Source organism: Mesorhizobium sp. WSM4823, assembly GCF_055811195.1.
In genome coordinates, this window is record NZ_JBVVQL010000003.1 from 228,715 (window position 1) to 246,411 (window position 17,697).

Genomic DNA, 17,697 nt, shown 5'->3' on the forward strand with positions numbered 1-17,697 from the left:
TCGCGGCTGCTCCGCCCTGGGATGACGAAGTTGGAGCCGCATAGGGCAAAAAACCACCCTCCCGCCTTGCACCCGTCATGTCTTCGCCTCACTCTCCCGTAAAGCGAGAAGTACACGAATTTGAGGGGGCGGTTTTCGGATGGAGCATGCGATCTATCTCGTGACGCTGGTTGGCACCGCACTTGTCGTTGCCGCCGCGTTTTCGAGCCTGATCGCCTTCCGCTTCGGCGCTCCTCTCTTGCTGCTGTTTCTCTGCATCGGCCTAGCCACGGGAACCGACGGCCTCGGCATCCAGTTCGACAATGCGCGGCTGGCTTATTTTGCCGGCTCACTGGCGCTAGCGGTCATCCTGTTCGATTCAGGTTTCGGCACGCCGCTCAACGCCTTGCGGCAGGCGGCCGGACCGGCGCTGTCGCTGGCGACTGTCGGCGTCCTTTTGACCACTGGCCTGTTCGGCGTCGTCGCCTATTACCTGATCGATCTCAGCTGGCTGGAATCCTTCCTGCTTGGGGCTGCCGTCGCGTCTACCGACGCGGCAGCAGTGTTCTTCCTGTTGCGCGCCGGCGAGATCAATTTGCGCGAACGCGTGCGTTCCACGCTCGAGGTGGAATCCGGCACCAATGACCCAATCGCCATCTTCCTGACCATCAGCCTGGTCGAGATCATAGCCGCCAACGCCAGTCCCGAGACCAGGGTGCTGGTTACCGATCTCGTCCTCGGCTTCCTTCTCAACATGGGGCTTGGCGCCATCGTCGGGATTTTCGGCGGCCTCGCCATCGTGCGCCTCGTCGACCGGCTCAATCTCGACCACGGGCTGCTGCCGATCTTCGTGCTGACGCTGTCGTTGATGGTGTTCGCCGCCGCCGGCGCCATTGGCGGCTCCGGCTTTCTGGCGGTCTATCTCGCTGGCCTCATTGCCGGCAATTCCGACATCCGCGCCGTCACCATCCTCAAGCGCTTTCAGGACGGCATGTCGTGGCTGGCACAGATCATCATGTTCCTGATCCTCGGCCTGTTCGCGACGCCCTCGCAATTTCCGGCGATCCTGCTGCCGGCGATACTGCTGGGCCTGTTCCTGATATTCGTGGCGCGGCCGATCGCCGTCTGGCTTTGCCTGATGCCGTTCCGTCTGCCGCGCCCGGAAGTCGCCTTCGTCTCCTGGGTGGGATTACGTGGCGCCGTGTCTATCCTGCTCGCCATCACGCCACTGCTTGGCGGCCTTGAGAACGGCCGTCTCATCTTCAACACCGCCTTCATCGTCGTGCTGGTGTCGCTGGTCATCCAGGGATGGACCGTAGGACCGCTGGCGCGCCGCCTCGGTCTGATCGTGCCGGCCCGCCTGGGTCCGTTGGACAAGGTCGAACTCGAATTGCCGGGCTCCGCTCATCACGAGCTTCTCGCCTACCGCGTAGCGCCTGGCAGCCCGGTGGCGCGCGGCGAGCGCATTCCGCGCTGGGCGCGGCCGTCGCTGGTGTTGCGCGACGGCCGCTCGATGCGCTTCCAGGACATGGGCAGGCTTGCTGCCGGCGACCATGTCTACATCTTCGTGCCGGACCGCTATCCAGCCCTGCTCGACAAGCTGTTCGCCAGCCGCGCGGTGGTCGATCCGGAGGATGCGGACTTCTTCGGCGCCTTCGCCGTCGATCCGGCGCGCTCCGCCGCGGAACTGGAAGCCGCTTACGCGCCGGGTCTGACCGAGGAGGAACGCAAGCTGACCGTCGGCGATCTGGTGACCGAGCGGCTCGGCGGCCATGCCGAATATGCCGACCGGGTGCTGCTTGGCCCGATCGAGTTGATCGTTCGCGACGTCGACGACAAGGGCAAAATCACCGGTCTGGGGCTGTCTTTCGAGCCGACCGCGCCGGTGGCGCGGGTGCCGGTGTTCCTGAGCGCTGGCGAGATCGCCGACCGCATCGTTGCCTTTGTGCGCAATTGGCGCAAGCGGACCAAGATGCAGGGCGCCGAGGCGCCAGCGGACGCTGAACCGGCTCCACATCCAGTGGTGGAAAAGTCCACCGGCGAGGGCTGACGGCTCCGCGTACGAGCCGTGGTCATATTTTCCGTGTAGCACCATTGCAGGTCTTGCATCGTCGTTGGTGCGGGTTAAGGTCCCGGCGTTTTTCGCGAAAGGGAACAATATGGCCGGCTTTAAGACACTGGACGACATCGGCAATATCGACGGCAAGCGTGTGCTGGTGCGCGTCGACCTCAACGTTCCCGTCGCCGACGGCAAGGTCTCCGACGCCACCCGTATCGAACGCATCGCGCCGACCATCACCGAGCTTTCCGGCAAGGGCGCCAAGGTCATCCTGCTTGCCCATTTCGGCCGGCCCAAGGATGGACCCTCGCCCGAATTCTCGCTTGAGCCGATCGCCAAGGCAACCGCGGACGTGCTCGGCCGTCCTGTCGGCTTCGCATCCGACTGCATCGGCGACAAGGCCGCGAGCGCCATCGCCGCCATGGGCAACGGCGACGTGCTGCTGCTCGAAAATACCCGCTTCTACAAGGCCGAGGAGAAGAACGATCCGGCCTTCACCGAAAAGCTCGCCGCCAATGGCGACATCTTCGTCAACGACGCCTTTTCGGCCGCCCACCGCGCCCATTCGTCGACGGAAGGGCTTGCGCACTTGCTGCCAGCCTTCGCCGGCCGCACCATGCAAGCCGAGCTCGACGCGCTGGAAAAGGGCCTCGGCAATCCCGTCCGCCCTGTCGTTGCTATCGTCGGTGGCGCCAAGGTCTCGAGCAAGATCGACCTCCTGATGAACCTGGTAAGGAAGGTCGACGCGCTGGTCATCGGCGGCGGCATGGCCAACACCTTTCTCGCCGCGCGCGGTACCGATGTCGGAAAATCGCTGTGCGAGCATGATCTTGCCTCGACCGCCAAGCAGATCATGATCGAAGCGGCCGAGGCCGGCTGCGCCGTTATCTTGCCGGTCGACGGCGTCGTCGCCAGAGAATTCAAGGCGGGTGCCGCCAGCCAAACCGTCGCCATATCGGAGGTGCCGGCCGACGGCATGATCCTCGATGTCGGCGAGAAAACCGTAAAAACCGTTACCGACTGGATCGACCGCGCCGCGACGCTGGTTTGGAACGGCCCGCTCGGCGCCTTCGAGATCGAGCCGTTCGACCACGCGACGGTGGCGGCAGCCAAGCACGCCGCGGCCCGCACCAAGTCCGGCAAACTGGTCTCGGTCGCCGGCGGCGGCGACACGGTTGCCGCTCTCAACCACGCCGGTGTCGCCGACGACTTCACCTATGTCTCGACCGCCGGCGGCGCCTTCCTGGAATGGATGGAAGGCAAGCCGCTGCCCGGTGTCGATGTGCTGAAGCGCTGAGGCCCTGGGGTCCTGAGGCGGCAGGCGAACGGGGGCGTTTGCGCGTTTCAATCGATTCGAGCTTTCCGCTTGGAATGGTTCGACTTGAACCTGCCTTGCTCTAGTGGTCTGCTAGGCTGGAATAACCGTTTCAGGGAGAAGCACGATGAGCGAACGTCTCGAGGACATTGCCGCCGCGATGGTGGCCGACGGCAAGGGGCTTTTGGCCGCCGACGAAAGCTCCGGCACCATCAAGAAGCGCTTCGACGTGATCGGCGTCGAATCGACCGCCGACAGCCGCCGTGACTATCGCGAGATGATGTTCCGCGCCAACGCGGCGATGACCAGATACATATCCGGCGTCATCCTCTATGACGAGACCATCCGCCAGAAGGCCGCCGACGGCACACCGCTGGTCGACATCATCAAGGCGACCGGCGCCATCCCAGGCATCAAGGTCGATGCCGGCGCCAAGCCGCTGGCCGGATACCCCGGCGACACGATCACCGAAGGCCTCGACGGCCTGCGCGAGCGGCTTGCCGACTATTACAAGCTCGGCGCCCGTTTCGCCAAATGGCGAGCGGTGATCGACATCGACGCCGCCAAGGGCGTGCCTTCCGCCACGTCGATCGGCTCGAACGCCCATGCGCTCGCCCGCTATGCGGCGCTTTGCCAGGAGGCCGGCATCGTGCCGATCGTCGAGCCGGAGGTGCTGATGGACGGCGCCCATGACATCGGCACCTGCTACGAGATCAGCAAGGCAACGCTGACCAAGCTCTACACCGAGCTCTACGCAGCCCGCGTCGTCCTCGAAGGCACCATCCTGAAGCCGAACATGGTTCTCGCCGGCAAGAAGTCGGGCAAGGTAAGCAGCCCCGAAGAAGTCGCGGAGAAGACCATAAAACTGTTCCGCGAAACGGTGCCGGCGGCGATTGGGGGCATTGCCTTTCTCTCCGGCGGACAATCGGACGAGGAGGCGACCGCCAACCTCAATGCCATCAATGCCATCGGCCCGCATCCATGGAAATTGACCTTCTCCTACGGCCGCGCCTTGCAGGCGGCGCCACAGAAGGCCTGGAGCGGCAAGGCGGCCAACGTCGCCGCTGCCCAGGCCGCCTTCGCCCACCGCGCCCACATGAACCATCTGGCCGCGCTTGGAAAATGGCAACCGGACCTGGAACAGGCCGCCTGATCGGTTTTCTGCCTTCATCCGGACCCGGGTCATGTGCCCGGGTTCCATGTGCTCTGAAATCGCTCCAAAAAACGCGAAGGCCGTGTCGGCTTGCGTTGAGCCCAAACGTCCTTGGGTTCAAAGAGGAGCAGACTCATGCCAAACAACAAGGTCGTTTCACGGGAAGACTGGTTCGAGGCGCACAAGGCGCATCTGGCCCGCGAGAAGGAATTGACGCGATTTCGCGACCGGATCGCTGCCGAACGGCGGGAATTGCCTTGGTTGAAGATCCGCAAGGACTATGTCTTCGAGACCGAACAGGGGCCGAAGACACTGGCCGAACTATTCGTCGGCGCAAGCCAGCTGATCGTCTACCATTTCATGTTCGGGCCGGGCGCCGATTACCGTTGCGAAGGGTGTTCCTTCCTTGCCGACCACATCGATGGCGCCAACCAGCATCTCAAGCACCACGATGTGTCGCTGGTCGTGGTGGCGCGGGCGCCGCTGGCCGAACTGCTGCCTTACAAACAGCGCATGGGCTGGAAATTCGACTGGGTGTCGTCCTACGCCTCGGATTTCAATTTTGACATGCAGGTATCCTTCACCGACAAGCAGATCGCGGCCGGCGACACGATCTACAATTTCGAACAGCGCGCGCGCAAATCGAAGGACCTTCCCGGCACCAGCGTGTTCTACCGGGATGAGAACGGCGACATCTTTCTGACCTTCATGTCGCGCTCCAGGGGCGGTGATCCGCTGATCGGCGCCTATCACTATCTCGACCTGACGCCGAAAGGCCGCAACGAGACCGGTCCCTATCACAGCCTGATGGACTGGGTGCGGCTGCACGATGAATATGCAGACCGGCCTGAGATGCAGGACGCCTGTTGCCATTGACGGTGGCTGTCGACGCAAGGTCTTTCGCCTTCGGCCCGATATGCGCTAAGTGCTGCTCGCTATGCCCTTTAACGGACTTGCCCATTAACGGTTTGCGATGCAGCGCTTTCTTGCCCTCCTCACCTGGCTCGCCTTTCCGGTCTATGTCTGGCAGGGGCTCGGCGTGCGCCGCCGCACCACCCGCATGCTGCCGGCGCAAGGTCCGGTCATGCACGAGATACCAGGCAAGGCACCGGCGATCTCGCTTTTGATGCTTGGCGATTCTTCCGCCGCGTCCGTCGGCATCGGCAATTCCGAGTACGGGCTGGCCGCGCAGCTGGCCAAGCTGATCTCGCAACGCACTGGCCGTGCGGTGCGCTGGCGGGCAGCCGGCTTCAACTCGGCGACTTCGGGCCAGATCCGCGACCATGTGCTGCCCAACCTGTCGGCCGATCCTTGGACGCATATTGTGCTGGCCATCGGCACCAACGACACTAAGAACTTTCACTCGGTGCGACGCTTCAAGAGCGATTTTGGCGGCTTGCTCTACGCGCTGCGCGCCAAATGGCCTGAGGCGCGCGTGGTGTGGTCGCCAGTGCTGGAATTCACCCGGGCTCCGGCAATGCCGCCGTTGCTCGGAAAGATCCTGGAGATCCGCGCCGCCGAGATGAACCGGATGGGCGAGCGCCTTTGTCTCGAACGCGGCGCGGTGCCGGCGCCGCGCCTGCCGATCACCGACGCCGAAGCCGGCTTTGCGTCCGACGGATTTCATGCCTCGGAAGCCGGCTACCGGGCCTGGGCGGAACATCTCGTCGGCTTGGTGCTAGCCGACGAATTTCGCATCGCGTAACGGGCCGTCGGCCCTAACCCCAATGCCCCAGCGCCGCCGTTATCGAAATCGCGGCCATTGCCAGTACCGCCAGCTTCCAGAAATCGCTGCGCCGCCTCAGCCCCGGCCACCCGAGCGGCTTGATCAGCTGGATGACCATCATGGCGATGATGACGAGCGCAAGGAGTTTCGACATGCCGCCTTTGACCAGCATCGCGGCCGACTGTCAAAGCGCTCCTTGTGCGCTCATCCCTGGCCATTATTCACGACACGATCGCCGGCGCTCTGAATGCGACGTGGCGGATCGCGGAATCGGCAAACTGGCAGCGTCGTCAAAGGCCATCCATCCTCCTGACAGACTGCTGTCAGGAGGGGTGTGCGATAGTGTCTCCATCGAAAGAGAGGAGACCAGCTATGAACGGTTTTACCATTCTGCGCAGCGTGCAGCACTATGTCGGCAAGATCCGGACGATGCGCAACGAGATCCGCACCCAACGTTTCATGAATGACTTGCCGCAGAGCATCCGCAAGGACATCGGTTGGCCCGATAATTACGAAGGCCGCCACGGCCGCGGGTGATTTTTCGCCGTAGTGCTTGGATGCGGGCGCTACGGCGCCCAGATAATAGGTCCGGCGGGCCGAAGGGCGGAGCAGGAAATGTCCGAACAGAAGACCATCGGTGTCGTTTTCATCGATCGCTTTGCCGACTGGGAATACGGCCTGCTGGCAGCTTCGGCGGTCGAATGGTTCGGCGCCCGCGCGGTGTCGCTGACGCCGGGCGGTAGGCCGGTGACGTCGGCCAGCGGGTTTCAGCTGACGCCCGACCGCTCCGCCGAGATTGATGAAAACACCGATCTCGACGCCGTCGCAGTCATCGGCTCCGACCAGTGGGTCGATGCACCGCCTGATATCTCCGGGTTGCTGACGGCAATTGCGGCGCGCGGCGGCGTGGTCGGCGGCATCTGCGCCGGCACGCTGGCGCTGGCGCGTGCCGGCCTGTTCGACAAGGCCAAACACACCAGCAATGGTCGTGACTGGATCAATGAAAAGGAACCGGGCTATCCAGGCGCCCAGAACTATCTGGATGTGCCCTATGCCGTCGCCGACGGTCGCATCGTGTCTGCGCCGGGTTCGGCTCCCGGCACCTTCGCTCTTGCCTATTTGACGACGCTCTATCCCCAGAGAAGCAGCGACCTCGCTGAGATGCGCAGGCTGTTCGCCAAGGAGTATGCCGAAGGGGAACGTACTGAAGCCTCCTGACAGTATGGTGTCAGGAGCGGCGTGCGATAGTGCGACAGTATCAGGAGACTGGCATGGCCTTCATCCCCGCAAAAGCCTCGGCATGGTTCGAGATCCCCGTCACCGACATGGATCGGGCCCGCGCCTTTTATGGGTCGGTGCTTCAGAACGATCTCGCTCTGGAGGAGAGCGGCCCGAACCCGCTGGCCATGTTCGCCGCGCAGGACCGAATGGCCTCCGGGCACGTCTACCCCGGAAAACCCGCGGCACCGGGAACCGGCCCAACCATCCATCTGTCGGTTGCCGCACCGATCGAAGACGCCATGGAACGGGTGAGGCAGAACGGCGGTCAGGTCGTCTCGCCGGCGATCTCCATTCCGGCCGGCATATTCGCCTATTGCCTAGACCCGGACGGCAACAGTTTCGGGCTCTTTGTCTAGGTGGCGCATGGCAAAAAGCTGGAACGACAGGCTGAATACGCCGGGCATCAATGGCATCAAGCCGTCGCCGCGCACTGTCGGTGACGTCGTCGAGGGCCAGCCGATGCTGGTGCCGACAGCGCGGCAGGTCGATGATTTCATCCGCTCCATCCCAAAGGGCGTGGACATAGATGTCCGCGCATTGTGCACCGCCCTGGCCATCGAGCACGGTGCCGAAGTGACATGCCCGGTTACTATCGGCTATCATCTGCGCACTGTCGCCGAGGCCGCCAACGAGGATCTGGAGCGCGGCATGACGCTGAGCGACATCGCGCCGTTCTGGCGGGTGCTGGATGCAAAGACGCCGACAACAGGGAAATTGTCCTTCGGCGCGGCATTCGTCGCCGCGCAGCGAAAGCGCGAAGGGCTGGAACCATAATGCATGTCGCCCAAAAGTGGGAACCGGTTTTGGGACCACGACATGCATAGAAACAACACCGAGGGACCATACGATGCGCCGCGCCGACAGGCTCTTCCAGATCGTGCAGCATCTGCGCGGTGGCCGTCTGGTCACCGCCCAGAAGCTGGGCACGTGGCTCGAGGTTTCCGAGCGAACCATCTACCGCGACATCGCCGACCTGCAGTCGACTGGTGTGCCGATCGACGGCGAGGCCGGCGTTGGCTACATGATGAGGGAGGGTTTCGACCTTCCGCCGCTGATGTTCACGCGTGACGAGATCGTGGCGCTGGTCGCCGGCGCCCGCATGGTGCGCGCGTTTGGCGGCGCTGCCATGGCGCGGGCCGCCGACGAGGCGCTGGTCAAGATCGGCGCCGTGCTGCCCGATGCCGAAAAGGACCGCATCGCCCGCACCGAAATCCACACGCCGATGTGGGTGGTGAGCGACGCCGCGCGCGAGGCAATCGACCTGATCGAGCGCGCGGTGGAAAAACGCCAGGTGCTGACCATCGACTATTCCGACGAGGCCGGGCGCAGCACCGCGCGCGATATCAGGCCGCTAGGCCTATGGTTTTGGGGCAAGGTGTGGACGCTGGTCGCCTGGTGCGAGATGCGCGACGATTTCCGCGCCTTCCGCATCGACCGCATCGCCTCGGTGGTCATAGCCGGCCGCGTCTTCAAGCCCGAGCGCGGCAAGCAGCTCGCCGATTTCTATCGTGCGGTCGAGCGCAGCGAGGATTACGGCATGGCGCCGGACCGGGCCGCGCGAACCTGACACGCACGATCGCAAAAAAAGCCCGCGTCAGGCGGGCTTTTTGTAATTGATTGGCTATAGCCGCCGCTTCTCACTCCTCGTCGTCGGTGTCCTCGTTCTTCGACTTCAGCGCCGAAAGCTTGGCAAAGACGGCGTTGGCGTCGAGCTCGGCATCCTCGTCCTTCGGCTTCTCCGGTGTCGGCACCAGCCGCTCGGTCAAAGCCGCCGGCAGCAGCGTGTCGCCGGCCGGCTGTGCCTGCTCGCGGCCACGCGAAGCGCGATTGACTTCCATGTCGAGGTCGATCTGCGAGGCGAGACCCAGCGTCACCGGATCCATCGGCTGCAGATTGGCCGAGTTCCAGTGTTTTCTGTCGCGGATCTGGTCGATCGTCGACTTGGTGGTGCCGACGAGGCGCGCGATCTGCGCGTCCTTCAGCTCGGGATGATTGCGCACCAGCCAGAGGATGGCGTTGGGCCGGTCCTGGCGCTTCGACAGCGGCGTATAGCGCGGACCCTTGCGCTTGGATTCCGGCACCCGCACCTTGGGATCGGACAGCTTCAACCGATGGTTCGCATCCTTCTCGGCGCGTGCGATCTCGTCGCGGGTCAACTGGCCGGTCATGATCGGGTCCATACCCTTGATGCCTTGCGCCGATTCGCCGTCGGCGATCGCCTTGACCTCAAGCGGATGCAACCCGCAGAACTGCGCGATCTGCTCGAAGGAGAGCGCGGTGTTGTCGACCAGCCAGACGGCGGTCGCCTTGGGCATCAGCAGCGTATTGGCCATTGCAAATATCCTTCTCGTTCGCCCGCGTTCCCGCGCGGGCGGTGGTTTTAGAGCCACCAAAATGGGAAATTCGCTGCGTGTATAACCGCTCTCTCACCATTTCGCAACGTTTTTGGGAAAGGCGAGCGTAAGGATGGTAAGGATGGCGGAGGACCATGCGAGGACTGTCAAAGGGCCTTTAGCGGATCAATGCCAAGCCATTCCGCCAGCTACGGCTTGGCCTGTTTGTTCATCTGCCCAGCGGCGTATCTTCCATTCGCTATGGTTCCCCGAAATTTAATCAACGAGCTGATGCGAGCCTAACCGCTATTCATCTTGCCTTCATGGATACGTTCGAGAACTACACGTGCAGCTTCGGCTCGGTCCTTCGTCCGGCCAGTCAGGTGGCGACCTCTTAGCGAGGCCGGTATCTCCATCTCGCAATCCCAGACCGTCCATGCGTTTGTCGGGTCAAGTATGCAAACATACCTCTGACGCGTTTTTTCGTTAGTCAATTTTGATGCAACTCCCGATATCGGATCCGAGCAAAAGGACTTGGGAGCACGACGGCCCCTACGCTCCGTTGCTACGGCTTGACCGGTTTGGTTTTCTTCTTCGGCTGGACGGCAATCGAAGGTGCGTCCGGAGGCAGCGCGGTATCGGCTGGCTTCGGCTGCTCGCCGGCTTGCGTGTCCGGCGCCTGCGGTCCACCGGACGTGAGGTTGACCGACACCCCATAGATCTTCCATTGCCGGTTCACCGGCTCGAACAGCAGTTCAAAATTGACTTGCAGCGGCACCGACGGGAAGAAGCCCGCCATGTGCAGCATGCCGTTCGGTTCGATCTGCGGCAGCAGCGTCAGTTGCGGCTCAAGCACGGCGACGGCGCCGAAATCGAGCGCCTGCTTGCGCTGGCTGGCAAAGATATCGCCGAGTTGCGCGGCGCTGTTGGCCTGAAAGTTCGGCGAACCGAGATCGCGTAGAACGGTGTAGTTGCCAGTCTTGTTGGCCTGGTCGAGCGCCAGCAGCGCACTCCTTGTCAGGATCAGCACGCCGTTGCGATCGATGCTGGCCGGATGAGCCGCCTTCTGGCCGACCCTCTTTTCCTTGGCCTGGGCCCAGGCTACGGGCGGCGGCCCTGCGATCGTTGCCAGTGCCAACAAGGCACCGGCAACGATCGCCCCCCGCGCAAGGCGGCTTCCCCGCACGCTTTGACGCCGCGTGCGTGCGGTCGGCGCCGTCCTTGCCAACATCAATTAAGCGTCCACGATGCACCGAGGCTGACGCCAACATCGCGACGGTTGGTGGTTGCCGAGATGGCGCCGTTGAGGCGGAAGTCCAGGCTGGGATTGTACCCGAGGCCGAGTGCCAGCCCTGACTGTCCCTTGAAATTTCCAAAGCCCCCGGCGAGCGACAGTTTGCCGGGTCGATCGTCGTAACGCAGCCCCGCCGTGGCAAGTGCCAGTGCGGTTCCGGCACGCGCCTCTGTGCGGTTCTCGCTAACCTGGTCACCGAGATCCTGGAACCCGGCCTCCAGCCCACCGACGCGACCGTCGAGCGCGGCTATGTTGGTGGTGTTGGTCGTCACCCTCGTATCGAGGTCCGCGATCTCAGTGGTGTGCACATTCAGCGTATTGGTGTTGCTGGTGATGCGCGTCTCATGATCGGAGAGCTCGGCCGTGTTGGCAGTGATCTGTGTCGTATTGTCGGTGATGCGCGTCTCGTGATCGGCGAGCTCGGTCGTGTTGGCCGCGATCTGTGTCGTGTTGTTGGTGATGCGCGTCTCGTGATCGGCGAGCTCGGTCGTGTTGGCAGTGATCTGTGTCGTGTTGTTGGTTATGCGCGTCTCGTGATCGGCCAACTCCGTGGTGTTGGCCGTGATCTGCATCGTATGATTGTTCACCGTGGTGCCCAGATTGGCGATATCGGTGCTGTTCTGGGCGACTTGTGCCGGTAGATTCTCCAGTGTCGCGACATCGAATGTGGACGCCGCCAGATTGCCGTCGCCGTCCGTCGTCAGCAGATATTTTGTGGCTCCTTGGGCGTCCTTGCTTGCCTGCGAGTTGACGCCGGCCAGCGTGTAGGTGTTTCCGCCCGTGCCGATTGCGATCTGATTGTCTCTGCTCGCCACCGCATCGGCGCCGAGCGCCATCGAGTTTTGGCCGTACGCTTTCGCCAGTGAACCCAGTGCCGTTGTGGAACTTTCGGCTGCATAAGTGTTGTAACCTATTGCTGTACCCTGAAATCCCGCCCATCCGGTGGAGCCGTCGGGATTTTGAATTGGATGGCCCACTACCGCGCCATAACCTACGGCCGTAGCCGCCGACGCGTTGGTGTTGGTAGCCGACAACCCGGAATCACCGGACGAACCGATGGCTACTGAGTATCCGAAACGTGTGGCGGCACCTTCGCCGCAGGCAAAGCTTGTTCCTTCATTACCGTCGGTGCCGCCCTCGCATTCGCTTGCCGATGCGTTCCCCGGGGCGGCCATAACCATCAAGCCGACCAAGGCGGGCGCCAGGGCCAGAACGCCACGCAGGCTAAAATGCCCGGTGAGTTTCACGCATCCCGATAAGAGCATCAGCCGCCCCGTGCTCCCGGAAACGAGTGTCACGCCGTTCCGTTCCATCTGCTTGATCATGCTCGCCATTACGCTCAGTGCCCCACAAATCGAATTGCCAATGCGGCGGGAGACTGCGGACAAGGCCACGATCCAAACAATCGTCATATGACGACTCCTAGCCGGTTTGTGGCGCGGCTGCTGCCTTGCTGGAACAGGCTGTTGCCGCAGGGTTACACATTCGTTTGTGCCAATCATCGGCGAGGCGGGATTGGGGGCAGCATCGACTGGTTCATCGACGATGCAACTTGCGCGAGAGCTTCCGTATGCTAGGCTTCATCAGCCAAATGTCCGCAGCAACGGAGGCCATCATGACTGAGGTCACCATTGAATCAGTCTCCACCGTTGTTGGTCAGATCTACGAGGCCGCCTATGATCAGGAGCGTTGGTCTAATGTGGTTGTAGGGCTGCGCGATCTGTTCAAGGCATCGCGAAGCTGTATCGCGCGGCTCGATCAGCAGGCGTTCAGCGCGGTCGGGACTGTCGATGACCCGGGGCTGTGTTCTCCCGAAGCGGCAGCCGCACACATGCGTGAACCCATTAGCGCGGTCGCGGCAGCGCTGTCGGTGGGCAAAATCTATGATCGCACGCGGATAGCTGAAGACGTGGCGGCGTTCCGCCGCCGCGAACTCTGGCAAGACTGGATGAGGCCGCGCGACATGCATCATGGGCTCGCTTCCAATCTTCTGGCTTCGAACGGCTCCTATTGGTTTTTCGATATCCATCGCGGCTCAAGGCAGGACGCGTTCGGCGCCGACGACATCGACCTGCTGCAGAAGATCGTGCCGCATATGCTGCGCGCCGGGCAGATCAGCCGGCGGCTGGAGAACACTTCGGCGCTGGCATCGGCCTTCTCGCATCTGCCCTTCGGCGTGTTTCTGGTGGACGGCTTTCAGCGTATCGCCCAGATGAACGAGGCCGCCGAGGCGATGCTGGCGCGACTCGACAGCCCTCTGGCGCTGAATGGCGGCGCGATCGTCGCCTCCAATTCCAGGGATGCCCAGGAGCTTCAGCAGCTGGTCGCGGATGCCTGCTCGTTGCGGGACGGCACCATGCCCGGAACCGGAGGAACGCTGATGGTGCCGTCGGATCACAAGCGCTCCGACTTGACGCGGCTGATGCTGTCGGTTGCGCCCTTCGTCGATGCCCGCGCCTATGGCCTGGCGTCGGAACGGTGCGCGGTGATCATGGTCACGGAGGTCGCCCGGCGCATTCCCGATGGCTTCGAGACGCATGTCCGCAGCCTGTTCGACCTGACGTCGGCCGAAGCCCGGCTTGCCGCCGCATTGGCGTCCGGGCGGACGCTGAAGGAAGCCGCCGCAAGTTCGAACATCACGGTGAAGACCTGCCGGACCTACCTCGAACGGATTTTCTCCAAGACCGGCACCCGGCAGCAGAGCGAACTGGTTGCGCTGCTCAAGAGCACGGAACCGCTCAGCGGGCGCGGCCGGTAGCCCGGCAACAAAACGTCCTCATGTCGGCATTTGCCGACTGTTAGAGGGGAAGTGTTTCATCCACATTTCGCTTCGGTAGCGGCGATCTGCTTTCAGGAGAGCAGGCGCCGCCGATGTGGGCTGATCGATGTTGGAAACCGGGCATGCTGTTGCGGCGGGGTTGTTTCCGTTCGCCATTTCCTATGCGCTGTTGGCAATGCTGCCGGGCGCCAATTTTGCTCTCGTCGCGCAGGCCGGGCTAACCGCTTCGCGTGCCACGGCGCTCTCGGCTGCCGCTGGTATTGCCCTCGGCGCGAGTTCGCTGGCGGCGATCGTCGCGACGGGAGCCGGCGCGCTGCCGCCGGGAGGCATTGCACACCAGATGGCCGCCAGCCTTTACGGCGCAATGTTGGTCTTCATCGGCTGGAATTCGATGCGGCGGGCGCTGTCGATCAAGACTGGCGCCAACGAGCCGAAGCCGGTTGCCATCGTTCGGTACTTCCGGCTGGGCTTTATCACGGCAGCGGCAAATCCTGCCACCGCATTGTTTTTTGCTTTCTCTACGCTAAGCTTAAATACCCGCGGAGCAATTAGCTTATCCGTGGTCGCGCTGGTTTTCACCATAGCAATCGCTTGGTTTGGCCTCGTCGGCCTCGTGATTTCCCAGCCAGCGATGCGTCAACTTTACAACCGTTTTCGAAAGCACGTGGACATCGTATTGGGAGGAGCTTTGATAGCGATCGGTTTTGCCGCGCTTAGCCATTGAAGCGACAGATGTACCGGGCGCCAACATTTTTAACCGATCGTCATCTGCGGTTGAGTGGCTCTGTGCTTTTGAGCAGGGCCACGAGCTGACTTTGCTGGCGGGTCCCCGTCTTGGCAAAGATCCGTTCAAGATAGGTCCGGCTGGACTTTACGGTGATCTTCAAGTCGGACGCAGCATCCTTCAAGGGCCGCCCTTGCGAAAGCGCAGCCGCCAGACGTGCCTCCGAGGGTGTCAGGTCGAACAGGCCGGCCAGGATGCTTGGTGAAGGCACAACGGAACTGGCGCTTACTGCTGTCGCCGCAATCAGGATGTCTGCGCCGAAAAAAACGTCATGTGCGGCGCGCCGCAGCGGCAAGAGGTGAATGATCAGGGCCGGCCGGCTTTCGCTCGCCGCGACGGGAATGGAGCGCACTGCCGAATTGTGCCGGTTCTCGACGATGGCCTGCTGGAAAAGCGCATTGGCGGAGGCACTGGCGATCGCCATGCCGCCATAGGCGGTTGGCAGAAACATCTCGGGCATTTCTTCCAGGAGGCTATTGGCCGTCAGCACGCGTCCCGATGCAGTCATTACCGCCGCGGGCAGCCCGATAGTCTCTAGTGCCGAGACGGTCGCCCTGGCCTGCTCCAACCCCAATCGCGCCGAGATCATGCCGGCACGCGCGAAATGCGGGCGCAGCTGGCCGAGCCTATCGACCGACGCCCGATCGTAGGTGCCATCCTTGATCCACCGCTGAAAAACGAATGTGACCAGCTCGCCGCTCGGCATGGCAACTGCCGAACAAAGGTGCGAGCCGATACCTGCTGCTCTCAGCTGTGTCCGCACCGGGTCACGTTCGACCTCTTCGGCTGTCAAGAAATCTTCGACCTGCACAAAGCTCGCCGGCTGCATGCTGCACATGCGCTGTATCGCCTCAGAGAATTTCCAGGCATCGCTGGCGACAAATTCATTAAACAAGGATCGGAGGGAGTTGCCGTGAACCGGAGAAATGTCACTCAATTTGCCGCGGACCGGAGAATCGGCACTGAACAGGAGGATGGCGCCGGTGGCCGAACCAGAAAGACGGCCGGCAGCTTCCAGCGTATCCCCCCAAAGTTCCGGCACGAAAGCCGCCTCGTAGATCTTGTCGGTAAGATCATCAAACATGGGGCGCACGGCCTCGTTCAGAGCGTCTTGCTGGCCGGATCGCCTACGCTCCCCGCGTTAACCGATTCCCGCACGACCAAAATGCCATGGCGGAGGCTAAGGTCAACCGCAGATTGCCGTCGAGTCGAATTGGTTGTTGCAGCCCCAAAACAAAACCCGCCGGACAAGGTCCAGCGGGCTCGGAACCGGCGGCGGGAGACCCGCCTGCCTCGGCTCTTGCTTAGCGGATCAAAGCCCCTGGCGGGCAATCCTCTCGATGTCGCCACGGTTGATGCCGAGATCGTTGAGCTGGCGAGCGTTCAAGCGGTTCAGTTCGCGCACGGTCTCATTGTACATGCGCCAGTTACGGAAAGCGCGGATCGGGTTCATGGTAGTCCTCCATCGTTTCGATGCCGCTCAAATAGGCATCGTTGATGAAAAGTTGAACAGACGCTTTTGCATGGCCGCAATGCGTTTGTTGCATTGCACAATTAAGCTCTTGTTCAGCTTGTTACCGACCGTCAGCCGACGTCGAGCACGATCTTGCCGATGTGGTCGCCCTCCTCCATCCGCTCATGTGCCCGCCACGCTTCCTTGAGCGGGAAGATCATGTCCATGACGGGTGCAACCTTGCGGGTGCCGAGCAATTGCCACACCTGCGCCTCAAGTGCTGCGGCGATTTCCGCCTTGAATTCTACCGTGCGCGGCCGCAGCGTCGAGCCGGTATGGGTGAGCCGCTTGACCATGAGCTTCGAGAAATCGGCGCTTGCGACTGCCCCGCTTTGCGTGGCGATCTGAACGATGCGGCCTTCCACCGCCGCGGCCTCGTAGTTTCGCGCCACATAGTCGCCGCCGACCATGTCGAGGATGACGTTGGCGCCACGGCCGCCGGTCGCGTCCTTGACGGCCGCGACAAAATCCTCCTCGCGATAGTTGATCGCCCGGTCGGCGCCGAGCTTCAGACAGGCGGCGCACTTGTCCTGGCTGCCAGCAGTGGTGATGACATACGCGCCGAAGGCCGAGGCAAGCTGGATCGCGGTGGTGCCGATACCGGACGAGCCGCCATGCACGAGCAGCGTCTCACCGCTCTTCAAGGCCCCGCGCTCAAAGACATTGTGCCAGACGGTGAAGTAGTTTTCCGGCACCGCCGCCGCTTCGGTGTGGGTAAAGCCGGCGGGCAGCGGCAGCACGCTGCCGGCGTGAACCTTGACATATTCGGCGTAGCCGCCACCTGGCGTCAGCGCGCAGACCCGGTCGCCGACGCGCCAGCGCGATATCTCGTCGCCAAGAGCTGCAACTTCGCCCGACGCTTCGAGGCCCGGCAGGTCCGACGCACCGGGTGGCGGCGGGTAGGCGCCCTTGCGCTGCTGCACATCCGGCCGGTTGATACCGGCGGCGCGCACCCGGATCAGGATTTCGCCGGGACCCGGCACGGGTACGTCGCGCGTTTCCGATTTCAGCACCCGCGGCCCGCCGGGTTCCGAGATCGCAATGGCGGTCATCGTCGCCGGAATCTTGTTCTGTCCACTCACCATGAATTTTCCCGTCTCGCTTCGCCAGTTTCTTGCCAGCTGCCAGTTTCTTGCCGACTATTTGCATCCGTGCCCCTGCCCTATGTATGCTGATTGCCAAATCAGGCAAATGGCCACTGCAGCGCCGAGCGTCCGATTGGACGCGCAAAGGACGCTGTAGCAGTCTAATTTTTGCGCATCAGCGAGGAGCGACGATGGCGATCTTCGACGACGAACCCAAAAAGAAGGCGCGCCCGCACGAGATCGGCCAGGACCTGTCGCTGCTCTCGGTCGACGAACTGTCCGAGCGGATCGGCATCCTGCGCGACGAAATCGTCCGGCTCGAGGCCGAGCTCAAGACCAAGGGCACCACCAAATCAGCAGCCGAGGCGCTGTTCCGCCGCGGGTAGTTTCCGGAGC

General features: G+C 62.7%; 20 protein-coding genes. 13 read left to right on the forward strand and 7 right to left on the reverse strand.

Features of this window, described 5'->3' with window-relative positions; translation table 11 throughout:
* Positions 1 to 139 precede the first annotated feature (139 nt).
* From AC0L26_RS09775 to AC0L26_RS09795, 5 genes are all read left to right on the forward strand, one after another.
* Positions 140 to 2,029 carry a potassium/proton antiporter gene (locus tag AC0L26_RS09775; protein ID WP_473632341.1) on the forward strand — a complete coding sequence of 630 codons (1,890 nt, stop codon included), beginning with the start codon at positions 140 to 142 and terminating at the stop codon, positions 2,027 to 2,029.
* A 109-nt stretch (positions 2,030 to 2,138) separates the two neighbouring features.
* On the forward strand, positions 2,139 to 3,335 hold the full coding sequence (locus AC0L26_RS09780; protein WP_473632342.1) for a phosphoglycerate kinase: 1,197 nt from the start codon (positions 2,139 to 2,141) through the stop codon (positions 3,333 to 3,335).
* A gap of 145 nt (positions 3,336 to 3,480) precedes the next feature.
* Entirely contained in the window at positions 3,481 to 4,506 is a 1,026-nt protein-coding gene (locus tag AC0L26_RS09785; RefSeq protein WP_473632343.1) for a class I fructose-bisphosphate aldolase, read from the forward strand.
* A gap of 135 nt (positions 4,507 to 4,641) precedes the next feature.
* Positions 4,642 to 5,382 (forward strand): DUF899 domain-containing protein, encoded by a 741-nt coding sequence (locus tag AC0L26_RS09790; protein WP_473632344.1) that lies wholly within the window; start codon positions 4,642 to 4,644, stop codon positions 5,380 to 5,382.
* Between the two features lie 97 nt (positions 5,383 to 5,479).
* A complete protein-coding gene (locus AC0L26_RS09795; RefSeq protein ID WP_473632345.1) occupies positions 5,480 to 6,211 on the forward strand; it encodes an SGNH/GDSL hydrolase family protein in 732 nt (243 codons plus the stop codon).
* A gap of 13 nt (positions 6,212 to 6,224) precedes the next feature.
* Here AC0L26_RS09795 and AC0L26_RS09800 read toward each other — a convergent pair whose 3' ends face one another.
* Positions 6,225 to 6,386 (reverse strand): hypothetical protein, encoded by a 162-nt coding sequence (locus tag AC0L26_RS09800; RefSeq protein ID WP_352927925.1) that lies wholly within the window; start codon positions 6,384 to 6,386, stop codon positions 6,225 to 6,227.
* Positions 6,387 to 6,604: 218 nt separating this feature from the next.
* Between AC0L26_RS09800 and AC0L26_RS09805 the strand changes: the two genes are divergently transcribed.
* The 5 genes from AC0L26_RS09805 to AC0L26_RS09825 all read left to right on the forward strand — a co-directional run bounded on the left by AC0L26_RS09805 (position 6,605) and on the right by AC0L26_RS09825 (position 9,080).
* On the forward strand, positions 6,605 to 6,769 hold the full coding sequence (locus AC0L26_RS09805) for a hypothetical protein (protein ID WP_354492866.1): 165 nt from the start codon (positions 6,605 to 6,607) through the stop codon (positions 6,767 to 6,769).
* A 78-nt stretch (positions 6,770 to 6,847) separates the two neighbouring features.
* On the forward strand, positions 6,848 to 7,450 hold the full coding sequence (locus AC0L26_RS09810) for a DJ-1/PfpI family protein (protein ID WP_473632346.1): 603 nt from the start codon (positions 6,848 to 6,850) through the stop codon (positions 7,448 to 7,450).
* A gap of 53 nt (positions 7,451 to 7,503) precedes the next feature.
* Positions 7,504 to 7,869 carry a VOC family protein gene (locus AC0L26_RS09815; RefSeq protein ID WP_354492864.1) on the forward strand — a complete coding sequence of 122 codons (366 nt, stop codon included), beginning with the start codon at positions 7,504 to 7,506 and terminating at the stop codon, positions 7,867 to 7,869.
* A gap of 7 nt (positions 7,870 to 7,876) precedes the next feature.
* Positions 7,877 to 8,287: a hypothetical protein gene (locus AC0L26_RS09820; RefSeq protein WP_473632347.1), complete on the forward strand. Its 411-nt coding sequence runs from the start codon at positions 7,877 to 7,879 to the stop codon at positions 8,285 to 8,287.
* Positions 8,288 to 8,360: 73 nt separating this feature from the next.
* Positions 8,361 to 9,080, forward strand: a complete 720-nt coding sequence (locus tag AC0L26_RS09825) for a helix-turn-helix transcriptional regulator (protein WP_095487267.1) — start codon at positions 8,361 to 8,363, stop codon at positions 9,078 to 9,080.
* 70 nt (positions 9,081 to 9,150) lie between these two features.
* Here AC0L26_RS09825 and AC0L26_RS09830 read toward each other — a convergent pair whose 3' ends face one another.
* The 3 genes from AC0L26_RS09830 to AC0L26_RS09840 all read right to left on the reverse strand — a co-directional run bounded on the left by AC0L26_RS09830 (position 9,151) and on the right by AC0L26_RS09840 (position 12,552).
* A complete protein-coding gene (locus AC0L26_RS09830) occupies positions 9,151 to 9,846 on the reverse strand; it encodes a DUF1013 domain-containing protein (RefSeq protein WP_473632348.1) in 696 nt (231 codons plus the stop codon).
* Positions 9,847 to 10,411: 565 nt separating this feature from the next.
* Complete coding sequence (locus tag AC0L26_RS09835; RefSeq protein ID WP_473632349.1) at positions 10,412 to 11,032, reverse strand: hypothetical protein; 621 nt, start codon at positions 11,030 to 11,032, stop codon at positions 10,412 to 10,414.
* Positions 11,033 to 11,076: 44 nt separating this feature from the next.
* Positions 11,077 to 12,552: a YadA-like family protein gene (locus tag AC0L26_RS09840; RefSeq protein ID WP_473632350.1), complete on the reverse strand. Its 1,476-nt coding sequence runs from the start codon at positions 12,550 to 12,552 to the stop codon at positions 11,077 to 11,079.
* Between the two features lie 203 nt (positions 12,553 to 12,755).
* On the opposite strand from AC0L26_RS09840, the gene AC0L26_RS09845 reads away from it, so the two are divergent.
* Positions 12,756 to 13,898, forward strand: coding sequence for a helix-turn-helix transcriptional regulator (locus tag AC0L26_RS09845; RefSeq protein WP_473632351.1), 1,143 nt, complete (start codon positions 12,756 to 12,758; stop codon positions 13,896 to 13,898).
* A gap of 127 nt (positions 13,899 to 14,025) precedes the next feature.
* A complete protein-coding gene (locus AC0L26_RS09850; RefSeq protein ID WP_473632352.1) occupies positions 14,026 to 14,643 on the forward strand; it encodes a LysE family transporter in 618 nt (205 codons plus the stop codon).
* Positions 14,644 to 14,683: 40 nt separating this feature from the next.
* Here AC0L26_RS09850 and AC0L26_RS09855 read toward each other — a convergent pair whose 3' ends face one another.
* The 3 genes from AC0L26_RS09855 to AC0L26_RS09865 all read right to left on the reverse strand — a co-directional run bounded on the left by AC0L26_RS09855 (position 14,684) and on the right by AC0L26_RS09865 (position 17,268).
* Positions 14,684 to 15,787 (reverse strand): helix-turn-helix transcriptional regulator, encoded by a 1,104-nt coding sequence (locus AC0L26_RS09855; RefSeq protein WP_473632353.1) that lies wholly within the window; start codon positions 15,785 to 15,787, stop codon positions 14,684 to 14,686.
* Positions 15,788 to 16,015: 228 nt separating this feature from the next.
* Positions 16,016 to 16,156 (reverse strand): DUF1127 domain-containing protein, encoded by a 141-nt coding sequence (locus tag AC0L26_RS09860; protein WP_023720976.1) that lies wholly within the window; start codon positions 16,154 to 16,156, stop codon positions 16,016 to 16,018.
* Positions 16,157 to 16,287: 131 nt separating this feature from the next.
* Positions 16,288 to 17,268 carry an NAD(P)H-quinone oxidoreductase gene (locus AC0L26_RS09865; RefSeq protein ID WP_473632703.1) on the reverse strand — a complete coding sequence of 327 codons (981 nt, stop codon included), beginning with the start codon at positions 17,266 to 17,268 and terminating at the stop codon, positions 16,288 to 16,290.
* A gap of 224 nt (positions 17,269 to 17,492) precedes the next feature.
* Between AC0L26_RS09865 and AC0L26_RS09870 the strand changes: the two genes are divergently transcribed.
* Complete coding sequence (locus AC0L26_RS09870; protein WP_473632354.1) at positions 17,493 to 17,687, forward strand: DUF1192 domain-containing protein; 195 nt, start codon at positions 17,493 to 17,495, stop codon at positions 17,685 to 17,687.
* Positions 17,688 to 17,697: the final 10 nt, after the last annotated feature.

What these genes read in the sequence shown, in the direction of transcription:
- AC0L26_RS09840 (WP_473632350.1), bottom strand. Translation starts at nt 12,552, where the DNA reads ATGACGATTGTTTGGATCGTGGCCTTGTCCGCAGTCTCCCGCCGCATT.
- AC0L26_RS09865 (WP_473632703.1), bottom strand. Translation starts at nt 17,268, where the DNA reads ATGACCGCCATTGCGATCTCGGAACCCGGCGGGCCGCGGGTGCTGAAA.
- AC0L26_RS09785 (WP_473632343.1), top strand. Translation starts at nt 3,481, where the DNA reads ATGAGCGAACGTCTCGAGGACATTGCCGCCGCGATGGTGGCCGACGGC.
- AC0L26_RS09850 (WP_473632352.1), top strand. Translation starts at nt 14,026, where the DNA reads ATGTTGGAAACCGGGCATGCTGTTGCGGCGGGGTTGTTTCCGTTCGCC.
- AC0L26_RS09790 (WP_473632344.1), top strand. Translation starts at nt 4,642, where the DNA reads ATGCCAAACAACAAGGTCGTTTCACGGGAAGACTGGTTCGAGGCGCAC.
- AC0L26_RS09800 (WP_352927925.1), bottom strand. Translation starts at nt 6,386, where the DNA reads ATGTCGAAACTCCTTGCGCTCGTCATCATCGCCATGATGGTCATCCAG.
- AC0L26_RS09845 (WP_473632351.1), top strand. Translation starts at nt 12,756, where the DNA reads ATGACTGAGGTCACCATTGAATCAGTCTCCACCGTTGTTGGTCAGATC.
- AC0L26_RS09815 (WP_354492864.1), top strand. Translation starts at nt 7,504, where the DNA reads ATGGCCTTCATCCCCGCAAAAGCCTCGGCATGGTTCGAGATCCCCGTC.
- AC0L26_RS09780 (WP_473632342.1), top strand. Translation starts at nt 2,139, where the DNA reads ATGGCCGGCTTTAAGACACTGGACGACATCGGCAATATCGACGGCAAG.
- AC0L26_RS09870 (WP_473632354.1), top strand. Translation starts at nt 17,493, where the DNA reads ATGGCGATCTTCGACGACGAACCCAAAAAGAAGGCGCGCCCGCACGAG.
- AC0L26_RS09860 (WP_023720976.1), bottom strand. Translation starts at nt 16,156, where the DNA reads ATGAACCCGATCCGCGCTTTCCGTAACTGGCGCATGTACAATGAGACC.
- AC0L26_RS09810 (WP_473632346.1), top strand. Translation starts at nt 6,848, where the DNA reads ATGTCCGAACAGAAGACCATCGGTGTCGTTTTCATCGATCGCTTTGCC.
- AC0L26_RS09775 (WP_473632341.1), top strand. Translation starts at nt 140, where the DNA reads ATGGAGCATGCGATCTATCTCGTGACGCTGGTTGGCACCGCACTTGTC.
- AC0L26_RS09855 (WP_473632353.1), bottom strand. Translation starts at nt 15,787, where the DNA reads ATGTTTGATGATCTTACCGACAAGATCTACGAGGCGGCTTTCGTGCCG.
- AC0L26_RS09795 (WP_473632345.1), top strand. Translation starts at nt 5,480, where the DNA reads ATGCAGCGCTTTCTTGCCCTCCTCACCTGGCTCGCCTTTCCGGTCTAT.
- AC0L26_RS09805 (WP_354492866.1), top strand. Translation starts at nt 6,605, where the DNA reads ATGAACGGTTTTACCATTCTGCGCAGCGTGCAGCACTATGTCGGCAAG.
- AC0L26_RS09825 (WP_095487267.1), top strand. Translation starts at nt 8,361, where the DNA reads ATGCGCCGCGCCGACAGGCTCTTCCAGATCGTGCAGCATCTGCGCGGT.
- AC0L26_RS09830 (WP_473632348.1), bottom strand. Translation starts at nt 9,846, where the DNA reads ATGGCCAATACGCTGCTGATGCCCAAGGCGACCGCCGTCTGGCTGGTC.
- AC0L26_RS09820 (WP_473632347.1), top strand. Translation starts at nt 7,877, where the DNA reads ATGGCAAAAAGCTGGAACGACAGGCTGAATACGCCGGGCATCAATGGC.